The following is an 11551-nucleotide window of genomic DNA, read 5'->3' as shown; positions in this document are numbered from 1 at the left end:
GCTCGCCGGTCAGCGCCCGGCGAGCGCACCGCTCAGCGGGTCAGTCGTCCTCGGCGGCGGCCATGAGCACGTCCCAGGGCACGTCCCGGCGCGCGCGCGGCGGGGGAGTGGCGCGCACCATCCAGTTGCCCCGATCGCGGTAGCGCGTGCTGAGGTTGCGCTTGCCGTGCTCCTGCTGCTGCGCGCCCACCGGCTCCGGGCGCACCTGCACGCGCACACCCGGGCGCACCACCAGGGCGCGGGTCTTGAGCTTGTGCTGCACGACCTGCCCCAGCGTGACCACCAGGCGACCGTCCTGGCCGATGCGCGCGGCCACGACGGTCGCGGTGAACTGCCCACCGGCGCAGGACCCTGACGCGCCGTAGGTGCCGGTGACGACCTGCCCGGCGCGGAAGCGGCTGACGAGCCGGTCGGCCAGCACCTCGAACTCCGGTTCCCTGGCCGCCACCCAGCACACCTGACCGGTCAGCACGGTGCCGTCGAAGCGGGCGCGGTCGGCCACCAGCGGATCGTGCAGGCGCATGGACTCCCACAGCTCCGCCGCCTGGCAGCGGGTGGTCAGGCCCATCGACGCCTCCACGAGGTTGTCGCCCTTGCGGAAGTTGACCCCGGCCGCGATCCGGTCGAGCAGGTACGTCCACGAGCGGTCCTCGCGCCCGACCACGGCGTGCGCCCCGGGCAGCGGCGAGCCGGTGTCCAGCTTCGCCGCCAGGCGCAGCAGGGACTCGCCGGTGCCGTCGATGCCTGCGGGCCGCGCGGCCGGTGAGGCACCGCTGCCCGGCCCGAGCGCACCGGAGGCAGGGCCGACGCAGTCCGTGCCCAGCCAGCGCGCCCACGTCTGCCAGGTGCGCTCCGCCTCCGGCGCCTCCCCGAGGATCCACCGCTGCGCGCAGGCGCTGGGCACGACGAGCACCGAAGGGCTGCCGGGGTGGTCCGCGCGCGCCAGCCACCAGTCCACGATCGCGGCCTGCGCCTCCCAGGGGCCGCCCGGTGCCACGTCGGCCACCAGGTGTCCCAGCATCGCCAGCGTGGCGTGGTCGGCCACCACCAGCGTGCGCCACGACGGCACCAGCTCATCGTCGCCGTCCTCGCCGTCGGCCCCGGCGTGCTCCGGTGCCTGCTGCGCCGGAGCGCCGCCGGCACCCCTCAGGCGCACCCGGCTCTTGGGCAGCGCGTGCTCCACCCCGACGCCGACGGCGGCCAGCGCGCGCAGCGCGTCCGCGCCGTGCGCCCGCTCGGTGCGGAAACCGGGGCCGCAGGCTCCCGTCCCGGCGCTCGCGGAGCTCTGCGGCGCGGCCTCCGGCGTCGGCGTGGTCGCGCTGAGCGCGAAACCGCCACCGCTCAGCGCCTGCAAGGTGATCGCGACCGGCGCGCGCAGCTGCGTGATCGAGGAGGCCGCCGCGCGAGGAACCGGGCGGGCGGTGCTGGCCGCGCGCAGCCGCGCGGCCAGGTCGTAGTGGGCGGTGCTCATCGCTGGTCCTCCGGGAGATCGGGGCGGGGGGCGGGCGCGTCGCCGCGCTCGGTGTCGTGCTGCGCGCGCTGGCCGCCGTCGCGCTGGCCGTGCACGCGCTCGGTGGCCGACCAACCGGCGCGCAGCGCATCGGCGACCGCGGCCAGGGGACTGTCCTGTGCGGCTTCTCGCGCCCCGCAGGCGATCGCGGTCACCTCGTCCAGCGTGCAGTCGGTCCCGGCCAGCACGGCGGCCGCGTACGCGCGCAGGGCTGCGGTCACGGCTGTGGGCTCGTGCAGCGCGGTCGCTTCCTGCGCGGCCGTGCCGGTGCTCTCAGAGGGTGACTGCATGGCTAAACACTAGCGCACTATGAATAGAGCGGCAAGGGGTGGTCGCGGGCCGGCGCCGAGCGCGGCCGGCCACCCCGGCGCCGGCCACTGCCGGGGGCGCGCCGTAGTCGCACCCCCGGCAGCGCCGCGGCCCGCCTGGCTCGCCGGTCAGTCGGCGGTGGCGATGCCCACCGTGTGCGCCCACGACGGCACCGCGTACGGGTTGCCGCCGTCGGGTGCCACCGGAACCTCGCCGGTGGAGTTGATGATCCCCGCTATCAGGCTCGCCCGCGTCGGCGTGGCTGGCCACGGGGTGTACCCGTCGGTCAGGACCACGATCACGTCCGGTCGCGGGCGCAGCGCCTCGGCAGCGGCGATCCCCACGCGCATGTCCGTCCCGCCGCCCCCGGCCAGGTCGATGCTGCTGCCCAGACCGGCCAGGCGGCGCACGTGCGTGGTCGCGGCCACGTCCGCGTCGCAAGCCAGCACGGGCACACCGCGCCCACGGATGCCCGCTGCGCGGACCACCCCGCCCACCTCGGCCACCGCCGCGTTCAGGTGCGCCGCGCTCATGGACGCCGAGGTGTCCGCCACGATCGCGACCGTGATCTGCCGGTCCTGCGCCCCGGGCAGGATGAAGCCGGGGATGCGCACACGGGGCAGCCGTGCGAACGTCTGCTCCCGCCACCCCGCCTGGTAGTGGATCGCCCGGCGCACCAGGGCGGGCAGCAGGCGCTTCCAGTCCAGCGCCGGTGCCCGCAGCTGGTCCTCCGCCCAGCGCGCCAGGGAGGCCGGGACCGTTCCGCGCCCGCTGGCGGCGTGCTCGCGCACCGCCTGTGCGGTGGCGCGTCGGATCAGGTCCCCGCGCGCCGGTCCCACCGGCGCGGCCACCCCCTCGGGGCCGGAATCGCTCTGCCCCAGCTCCCAGCCCGCCGCTGGTCCTCCTGCGCCGGAGCCGCACCCGGCCTCGCCGTCGTCGCTCTCGTCGGGGGGCAGGCTCGCGCACAACTGCTGGAAGTAGGACTCCTCGAACCCCCCGGGAGCCAGGTCCAACGCCTCGGGGGTGATGACCCCCTCAGGAAGCGGCACCGACTGCGCGAGCAGGCCGGGGTTGATCGCCGCGTCGGTGGCGTAGTTCCACGCCAGCGGGTGGCGGTGCGAGCCGATCGCCTCCCCCCGCCCGGCGTGGTCACGCACCATGTGCTCGACCTCGTGGCCGAGCACCCCGCTGGCCTCGGCGGTGCCCCACTCGCGCAGGCTCTGCGGGTCGATGTAGAGGCGCCAGTACCGATCGACGGCGAAGGTGCCCAGGCCCTCGGCGGCGAGCGGACGCAGCGCCAGGATCGCGTGCTGGAAGTACGGCAGGTGCTCGAAGGTGCGCAGCCGCGCCAGAGCGAACGCCTGGTGCTCGTCGTCGGTGAGCGGACGCAGCTTGGGCACCTGCGCCCCGCTGGCCTGCGCGCCGGGAGCCTCGGCGCTGACCGCCGCGCTCACGCCGCCACCGCCGCGTCGGTGAAGTTCGACGGCAGCACCCCGGCCTCGGTCAGCGCGCCCATCAGCTTGCGGGCGCTGGCGGGCGGCACCGTGTTGTTGGGCCGAGCGGCCATGAGGTTGCGCACGTTCGCGGCGGCCAGGTCGGGACGGCCCGCCTGCGCAGCCACGCTCAGCGGCCCCCACGCGGCCTTCCAGGCCACCACGGTGCCCCGCTGCACCGCCAGGGTGACCACGGCGTTGAGGATCGCCCACGCGACGTCGTCGCGCAGGCCCGCCCACGCGATGCTCTCCGGCTCGCGCGTGACCTCGTCGGGGTCGGGCAGGTCTGCCTCGCGCCGCCAGGCCACGAACTGCTGCGCCGCACCCTGGCCCACGAGCCCGGCCACGGCCACCGTCTCCGCCTCGGTGCCCTCGGGGTCGGAGGGGCACGGTCCCAGCGCCGCGAGCACGTCGGCCACGCGCTCCCACTGCCGGTGTGAGGGCCAGGCGCGCCCCTCCTTGTCGGGCTGGCCGTGGGGGCGGTCGTGCAGCAGGGCCGGGAACTGGCGGATGAACCCGGTGACCACGGCGCGGGTGACGGCGCGGCGCTCGGGCGTCGGGTCCGGCAGGCCGTCGAAGGCCCCTGCCGGCAACTGCCAGCCGGTCGTCATACCGGCGATCCACGCCTCAGCACCGGTGGGGAAGTCCATGTGCAGGAAGCGGTTGGCCAGCGGGCCGGGCAGGTCGTCACCGTCGACCGACAGCTCCGGAGGGTTCGCGGCGGCGATGATCTTGACCTCGCGCGGCAGGGTCAGGTCCCCCACGCGCCGGTCCAGGGCCACCGACAGCAGCGCCTTCTGCGCGTCCCCGGCGATGGTGACCTCGTCGATCAGCAGGTGCGTGGTCTCCCCGGCCGCAGCGCGCACGGCCCAGGCGGGCGGGATCAGGGTCACGTGCTCGTCGGCGCTGACGTGCGGCAGGCCCTGCAGGTCGATCGCGGTGTGCTTGTACGGCTCCACGACCTCGCACCGGCCGCCGTCCAGGCGGGCCAGGGTGCGCGCCATGCTCGTCTTGCCGATACCAGCGTCGCCCCACCACAGCGGCACGATGCCGACGCGCATGGCGGCGGCCGAGACGCGCAGGAACGTCGTCAGGCTCAGTGCTGATGACGCAATCTGAGAGTTCACGCTGGACGGCTGGGGGGACGGCTGAGTGCTGCGCATCGGTGGCTCTCCAGCGTCGCTGGGCTGGTTCGTCCGCGGCTCCGGGTCGCTGTCCCGGTGCCGCAGTAGTGCAACCATAGCAGCCTAACGAAATGCGCGCAACCCCGGGTGCGATGAACGGAGAAAAACCATCCCTGCCCCTCGCCGCGTTAGTGTGCTAATGTTAGCGATGTCGGGACACGAGCGTCGACCCCTCGGGGGATTGCGCTGATCGCGACACCCGCCGGCGGATCTGCTGGCCACGACGGAAGTACCGCCCGCGCTGCTGGCCCACCTCGAAACCGGAGCACCCCGTGATCGGTAGATACCTCGACCTCACCACCGCGCACCTCGGCGCCCGCGAGACGCGCGGCGCCGCACACCAGCTTCAGGGCAGCGGCCCTCGAGTCATCACTCACGAGCACGGCCTGTGGGTCCACGTCAGCCAGGAGCCTGCGGAAGCCTTCGAGGCTGAGGCGGCGCACCTGCGCGAGAGCTTCCCCCACCTGCTCGCCGCCCTCCGTCTGGCCCGCGCCCTGGGCCCGGACGTGTTCTGGCTCAACTTCGACGCCGATGGCGAACGGCGCGAGGAGTTGCCCGTGCACGACTGGTGAACGCGTGGCCGGGGCGGGCCGGCGCGCGCCGGCGGCTCCACCGACGTCGGTGGCGCTGTGCGGGCTCGCGGTCAGCTCCGGGCGCACTGAGCTCATGAGCTGGCTGCTTGCCCACCGCCCCGGCTGATCGACGTCATGGCCGATGACGCTGTGCGGGTGGTGATCGAAGCCGCCACCAGCGCCGAGGCCATCGCCGAGCTGCGCGCTCAGATCCCCGCCGACCACAAGATCCTCTACGTCATGGCGGCCGACGCGAGCGCGCCTGTCGCACTCGCCTGACGCGCCAGAGCAGCACCAACTCGAGCGCGGCGCCCGGCGCCCCACCCGGGCATGGCTGCCGGTGCGTGGCCTCCAGGTGCCTGAAGCGCTCTGTGGGTCGCCTCGCACGGCCCGCAGAGCGCGCCGTCGGCTCAGCCTGGCGTGTCTCGGCTTGACGCCGAGCGCACCAAGGTCGCTAAGCTCCCAAGCCAGTCGAACACACGTTCGATACGCGGGGGGAGGTCTGGTGTCCAGCGAGGCGCGCATCGTCGAGGACGCCGGAGTTCCGGTCGCAGTGCTGCTGCACGGCCGGCACCTCGTGGTGCACCACGCCTACCGCTGGCACGAGCGGCCCGCCATCCCCTGGTGGCGCAGCCTGCGCCGTCTACCCACCACCGGCAGCGGTCACGGCCACAAGGGCGCTCAGACGTCTGTCACTGCCTCGCAGGCCGGGGTCACGGTCGCCGGCGCGAGCACCGTGCGGGAGGCTCCGTCGGACCTGGTGGACCTGGTGGACCTGGTGGACGTGGAGCGCTGGCAGCTGCAGGCCCGCGCCTGCGCCGACGCGGCCTGCCGCTGCTGCCGCACCGCCGCGCGCGAGCAGGCCGTACCCACCAGAGCCGACGACAGCGCCGACGAGATCGACGCGTTCGACGGGATCGACGAGACCGACGCGTTCGATGCGTTCGATGCGCCCGCCTACGAGCACAGCAGCGCCGCCGCGGTCCTGCTCGACGCGGTGCGTCGCTCCACCGGCTGGCAGGTCCTGCGCGTGGACCTGGTGAGCGCGGAGGGGGCTGCCGGTGCCCACGCCGGTGAGCACCTCGACGAGGTGCTCACCGACCTCCTCGAGGACTCCGTCGCCGAGCCCGCTGAACTCCTCACGCACGTTCCCGGTGAGCGAGCCGCACAACACTGCCCCGACCGTGCAAGCGGCGGCGGCAGCCTCTCCTCCACTGACACCTCGAGGGTCCTCGAGCACGTCAGCGGAGTCTTCCCCGGGCAGGTTGTCTCCAGCGCGCACGGACGGGGCGGGTCGAGCACGGGCTGAGGGCGGCGCATGTCGTTCGCCCACCTGCACGTGGCCAGCAGCTACAGCTACCACTACGGCACCGCCTCCCCGGCGGACCTGGTGGCCGCAGCGCTGGCCGACGGAGCCGACGCGGCCGCGCTGACCGATCGCGACGGCATGCACGGGCTCATCCAGCACGTCGGCGCCTGCCGCGCCGCGGGCATCGACGCCATCGCCGGCGTGGACTTCGCCCTCGTGGAGGAGCCCGACAGCGCCGCAGCACCCGCCCACGAGCCAGCCTCCGGCGTCTCCGACGCCCTCGCCGTGCACCGTGCCGGGGCGCTCGCCGGCGCGCGCCGGCACGCCTCGCCCAGCCGCCTGGTGGTGCTCGCGCACGGGCGCACCGGAGGAGCGGGCTGGGCGGCCCTGTGCCACCTGACCACCGCAGCGCACGGCACCGGCGCGCGCACCGCGCGGAGCGCCGACGCACAGGAGCTCACGGTGCCGGTGACACGCCCGATGCCGGCGATCACACGTGCTCAGCTGGCGCGGGCCTTGAGCACCCCGCGTCCCGTCCCGCGCGCCGGCTCCGCCTCCAGCGCCGCAACCGCGGAGGAGGACCACGACCGGGCAGGTGGAAGCCGAGCCGAGGAGGGGTGCGCGCCCACAGTTGCTGAGGAGGCGGTGCTCAGCGTGCTGCTGGGCGCGGACACCGACGTCGGCCGTGCCCTGGCCAACGGGCGCACCCGGCTGGCGCGCGCCGCCTGGGCTCGCTGGTGCTCGCTGCTGCCGGCGGGGGTGGCCCCCGCCAGCGTCCTGGCCGCGGAGATCGTGTGCCACCTGACCGTGCAGGGGCACCCGCGCTCGATCTCGGTGGCCGCCCGGGCGCTGCGCACCGCCGCCGAGGCCGGCATCCCGGTGGTGCTGACCAACGCGGTGCGCCTGCTGCACCCCGGGGAGACGATCAGCGCCGACCTCGGCGACGCGGTCGCGGCGCTGCGCGCCCTGGAGGACCTGCACGCCCCCCGGCGCACCGGTACCCGGGCACGCACCTCGCCGCCGGTGGCAGCAGGCGCGCACCTGCCGGGAACGAGCACGTCGGCCCCGTCCTCGTCGGCCCCGTCCTCGTCGGCCCCGTCCTCGTCGGCCCTGACCGCGTCGGCGGGGGATCCGTTCGGCGGGCACCTGCGCGGTTCCCTGCTCTCCCCGAACGCGCAGGCCTGGCTGAAGCCGACCGCCGCGATGCAGCGCATCGCCGGCGAGGTCGCCGCAGCCGCCGACCTGGGAGCGCACGGGGTGAGGATGCTGCTGTCCGGCACCGCCGCCGTGGTCGATCGCTGCAGGCTGGACCCGGAAGCGGACCTGGGCTGGGGCACCCCGCGCACCCCGGAGGTGGCGGTCCTCAAAGTGGCGAACTCCGCGATGGGTGAGCTCGCCCAGCGCTGCACCGCGGGCCTGGAGCACCGCCACGCCGGCGCCTCCACCGCCCGCCGGCAGCGCGTGGTCGACCAGGTCGCCGCGGAGCTGGCCGTCATCGACGCCCTGGGCTACGCCACCTTCTTCCTGGCCGTGCACGAGACCGTTCGCCTGGTGCGCGGCATGGGGGTTCGCGCCGCCGCTCGCGGCTCCGCGGCCGGCAGCGTGGTGGCCTGGCTGCTGGGCATCTCAGGCGTCGACCCCTTGGAGCACGGCCTGCTCTTCGAGCGGTTCATCTCCGAGCGGCGCGAGTCGCTGCCCGACATCGACCTGGACGTGGAGTCCGCCCGCCGCCACGACGTCTACCGCGCCATCGCGCGGCGCTTCGGTGCGCAGCGGGTGGCGCTGATGGCGATGACGCAGGCCTACCGCTCTCGCGGAGCGGTGCGCGATGCCGGCATGGCCCTGGGGGTGGACGAGGAGCTCATCGACGACGTGGCCAAGAGCCTGCGCGGGGTCAGCGCCCGGGGCCTGCGCGCCGCGCTCGCCGAGCGCCCCGAACTGCGCGAGCTGGCGCAGCTGGTGCGCGCGGACCGGCAGCTGGACCTGCTGGTGGATGCCTCGGCGTTCCTGGACCGCCTGCCGCGGCACACCTCGCTGCACCCGTGCGGCATCATCCTCTCCGACGCCAGCCTCGCCGCCCGCACCCCGGTGCAGCCGTGCGGCATCGAGGGCCTGGCCATGTCCCTGTTCGACAAGGACGACATGGACCCCATGGGCTGGCTCAAGCTGGACGTGCTGGGGGTGCGGATGCAGTCCGCCATCGCCCACACCCTGCGCGAAATCGAGCGAACCACCCCGCCGCCCAGCGAGCCGACCACCGAGGCCGGCGGCGACTCCGGCAGCGAGCCACACGGTTGCTCCGCTGCCGCCCCGCGCGAGGCAGTACCGCACCCGCGCCGGAGCACGCCGCCAAAGGCCCACCGGCCGGCAGTCACGACCGAACCTGCAACACCCACCCGGGCAGCGCCGCAGCCGGCAGCGCCCGAGTCGGCGCTCCTTCACGCCGGCGGCGCACCTGACCTGGACCGCGTGCCGCTGGACGATCCGGCCACCTTCGAGCTGATCCGCTCCACCCACACCCTGGGCGTCTTCCAGGTCGAGTCCCCCGGCCAGCGCGAGCTGCTGGGCAAGTTCCAGCCGGCCACCTTCACCCACCTGGTCATCGACGTGGCCCTCTTCCGGCCCGGCCCGATGGCCAACGACATGATCACCCCGTTCCTCGAGGGGCACCACGGCTGGCGCCAGGTGCGCCTGCCGCACGCGGACCTGGCCTCCATCCTCGGGGAGACGCACGGGGTGGCGATCTTCCACGAGCAGGTCATGCGGATCCTGGACGTCTTCACCGGCTGCGGCCTGGCGCGCGCGGACGTGCTGCGCCGGCACCTGTCCGACGCTGCTGAGCGCGCTGAGGTGGAGCGCTTCTTCCGCACCGCGGCCGCCGCGCGCGGCTACGCACCCGAAGCGGTGCAGGCGGTGTGGGCGATCGTGGCCGGGCACGGCGGTTTCGGTTTCGCCCGCGCGCACGCCGCGGCCTTCGCCGCGACCACCTACCACTCCGCCTGGCTGAAGGCCCACCACCCGGCGCAGTTCCTGGCCGGGCTGCTCGAGCACGACCCGGGCATGTACCCGCGCCGCCTGCTGCTGGCCGAGGCCCGCCGCCTTCGGGTTCCGCTGCTGCCGCTGGACGTGCAGCGCTCCACCGGCTCCTGGCGCTGCGAGGTGCTGCCCGACGGACGCACCGGCATCCGGGCGGCGCTGAGCCAGGTGCACGGCATCCACGAGAAGGAGGTCCAGCGCCTGGCCGGCGCCCAGCCCTTCACCGACCTGCACGACCTGATCGAGCGGGCCCGCCCGCACGCGCCCACGCTGCGCCGGCTGGCCGCGGTCGGCGCCCTGGACACCCTGGTGGGCGTGGGCACCCACCGCTCCGGCACCGGGCGGGTGCTCAGCCGCGGGGACCTGCTGGCGCACTTGAACGCCACCCGCCCCCGCCGGCACAGCACCCCTGCCGATCCCGGCAACAACTCCGCCCGCCGCAGCGCTCACGGCCGGCCGCCAGGCACCAGCGGCCCAGGCGCCGGTGGTGCCCCGGCGGCCACCGGCCAGGCGGCCGTGCCGGTCCAGCTGATCCTGCCCATCGACGACGCCGGCCACCTCCTGCCCGCTCCTTCAGCACCGGCCACGGCCTCGACCACTGGGTGGTCGACCGACGACGAACCTGGGAGCCCCGACGGCCGCGCTGCCTCGGGGCACCGGCGGATGCAGCAGGTGCGCACCGAGCTGGAAGTGATGGGCCTGGACCTCAGCGAGCACGTGCTCGGTGCCCACCTGCCCCGCCTGGCCGGCTGGGGCGTCGTGCCCGCCGAGCAGCTGCTCACCCAGCGCACCGACACCGACGTCCTGGTCGCAGGGGTGCGGGTGGCCACCCAAAGCCCACCCACCCGCAGCGGCCGCGCGGCGCTGTTCCTCACCCTGGACGACGGCACCGGCTGCGCCGACGTCACCGTCTTCGCCGACGTCCAAGCCACCACCAGCCACCGGGTGCTGCTGCGCAGCTCGCTGCTGCTGGTGCGCGGCCGGCTGCGCCGCACCGGCCCGCGCGGGGTCAGCATCACCGCGCTACAGCTGTGGGACCTGCAGGCCCTGCTCACCTCGGGGCGGGCGCCGTCGTGGTGAGCAGCGCACGGTTCAGTGCGGGAGGAGCGCAGCGGATGCTCACCGGAGTGCCCCACGTCGAGCGAAGCTCACAGCGTCTTCAAGCCAGCGCGGCGCAGGCGAGCGCGTGCGTTGCGAGCGGCCCTCCAGTCGCTGCTGGTGCCACCGACGGCGATGGCCGGCAGGCCCGGGTCGTCGGGATAGACGAGGCACCCGTGCTTGGTGTCCACCACGCGCCACCCCGCACGCCGGGCGGCACTCAGCAGCGGCCGGTGCTCACGGCGGTGCTTCACCGCCGCTGCCCCGGAATGGGCATGCCCAGCGCCTGCAGCAGCTGCTCGCGCAGGAGGCGCCGCTCGTGCCGGGTGCCGCCGGTCAAGGATGCGGTGAAGACCTTGCCGCTCTGACGACCGCTCTGACGGCCGCTCTGACGACCGGCCTCGCCGCCACCCTGACCCATACCCGGCAGGGGGCTGGCGCTGGGCGCGCACGTGCTGGCATCCCTGGCACTGCTCAGCTGGGCGATGGCGTACTCGCGCGGGTGGTGCACCACCCGCAGGGTGTGCCAGCGCACGGCGAAGACACCTCCACGCGGGCAGTAGCGCAGGAACTCGCGCGCGCACTCGTCGAGCACCTCGTGGGTACCGGACAGGTCCGGGCCGGGAGCCGAGCGCACACGGCCCGGACCCAGCCAGGCACGCACCTGCTGCTCGGCGGTGGTGGTGAACAGGCACCCGTGTTCGCGGTGCAGCCGGTTCAGCTGGCCGGGCGTGGCGTTCACGCGCGGCAGGGGACGGTGCTGGAGGTGCGGCTGGTACATCGAAGATCCTCCTCAGGGGGTGGGTGGTCGCCGGGTGTGGTGCCGGCTCGGGTAGTGGCGGTGCAGGTGATGGCGGTGCGGCTGCACGGCGCCTCCGGTGCGCCGTGGCGCGCCGGTGTGTGCAGGCCGCGGACGACGAAGAGGGCGCCACCAAGTCCTGGTGGCGCCCTGCGCGCCAGGCCCGGCGCTTTTGCTAGGTCAGAGCGCGGACCGGGCGTACCGGCTGAACAGGTGAGCCGTGAAGAGCCCGGCGATGCGC

Annotated in this window: 10 protein-coding genes; 4 read left to right on the top strand and 6 right to left on the bottom strand. The window is 74.8% G+C overall.

Features of this window, described 5'->3' with window-relative positions; translation table 11 throughout:
* Positions 1–40: 40 nt before the first annotated feature.
* The 4 genes from ACRYR7_RS06910 to ACRYR7_RS06895 form a co-directional block, all read right to left on the bottom strand.
* Entirely contained in the window at positions 41–1471 is a 1431-nt protein-coding gene (locus ACRYR7_RS06910; RefSeq protein WP_432571339.1) for a hypothetical protein, read from the bottom strand.
* Positions 1468–1800 carry a hypothetical protein gene (locus ACRYR7_RS06905; RefSeq protein ID WP_432571338.1) on the bottom strand — a complete coding sequence of 111 codons (333 nt, stop codon included), beginning with the start codon at positions 1798–1800 and terminating at the stop codon, positions 1468–1470. The genes ACRYR7_RS06910 and ACRYR7_RS06905 overlap by 4 nt, the downstream gene beginning before the upstream one ends.
* A 147-nt stretch (positions 1801–1947) precedes the next feature.
* The gene (locus tag ACRYR7_RS06900) at positions 1948–3273 is read right to left on the bottom strand and encodes a vWA domain-containing protein (protein WP_432571337.1); all 1326 of its coding nucleotides are present in this window, start codon (positions 3271–3273) and stop codon (positions 1948–1950) included.
* Positions 3270–4439 (bottom strand): ATP-binding protein, encoded by a 1170-nt coding sequence (locus tag ACRYR7_RS06895; RefSeq protein WP_432571336.1) that lies wholly within the window; start codon positions 4437–4439, stop codon positions 3270–3272. The genes ACRYR7_RS06900 and ACRYR7_RS06895 overlap by 4 nt, the downstream gene beginning before the upstream one ends.
* Positions 4440–4768: 329 nt before the next feature.
* On the opposite strand from ACRYR7_RS06895, the gene ACRYR7_RS06890 reads away from it, so the two are divergent.
* The 4 genes from ACRYR7_RS06890 to ACRYR7_RS06875 all read left to right on the top strand — a co-directional run bounded on the left by ACRYR7_RS06890 (position 4769) and on the right by ACRYR7_RS06875 (position 10493).
* A complete protein-coding gene (locus ACRYR7_RS06890) occupies positions 4769–5068 on the top strand; it encodes a DUF5983 family protein (protein WP_432571335.1) in 300 nt (99 codons plus the stop codon).
* A 156-nt stretch (positions 5069–5224) separates the two neighbouring features.
* Positions 5225–5347, top strand: coding sequence for a hypothetical protein (locus ACRYR7_RS06885; RefSeq protein WP_432571334.1), 123 nt, complete (start codon positions 5225–5227; stop codon positions 5345–5347).
* A gap of 226 nt (positions 5348–5573) precedes the next feature.
* Entirely contained in the window at positions 5574–6377 is an 804-nt protein-coding gene (locus ACRYR7_RS06880) for a hypothetical protein (protein WP_432571333.1), read from the top strand.
* 9 nt (positions 6378–6386) lie between these two features.
* On the top strand, positions 6387–10493 hold the full coding sequence (locus ACRYR7_RS06875; protein WP_432571332.1) for a PHP domain-containing protein: 4107 nt from the start codon (positions 6387–6389) through the stop codon (positions 10491–10493).
* 68 nt (positions 10494–10561) lie between these two features.
* Here the strand turns inward: ACRYR7_RS06875 and ACRYR7_RS06870 are convergent, their stop codons facing one another.
* On the bottom strand, positions 10562–10702 hold the full coding sequence (locus tag ACRYR7_RS06870; protein ID WP_432571331.1) for a hypothetical protein: 141 nt from the start codon (positions 10700–10702) through the stop codon (positions 10562–10564).
* A gap of 59 nt (positions 10703–10761) precedes the next feature.
* A complete protein-coding gene (locus tag ACRYR7_RS06865) occupies positions 10762–11253 on the bottom strand; it encodes a hypothetical protein (RefSeq protein WP_432571330.1) in 492 nt (163 codons plus the stop codon).
* Between the last annotated feature and the right edge of the window lie 298 nt (positions 11254–11551).

Origin of the sequence: Kineococcus gurbantunggutensis, assembly GCF_050871925.1 — a bacterium.
Classification (GTDB): Bacteria; Actinomycetota; Actinomycetes; order Actinomycetales; family Kineococcaceae; genus Kineococcus.
Note: the sequence above shows the minus strand (reverse complement) of the source record. Positions and strands in the feature narration are given on the sequence as shown.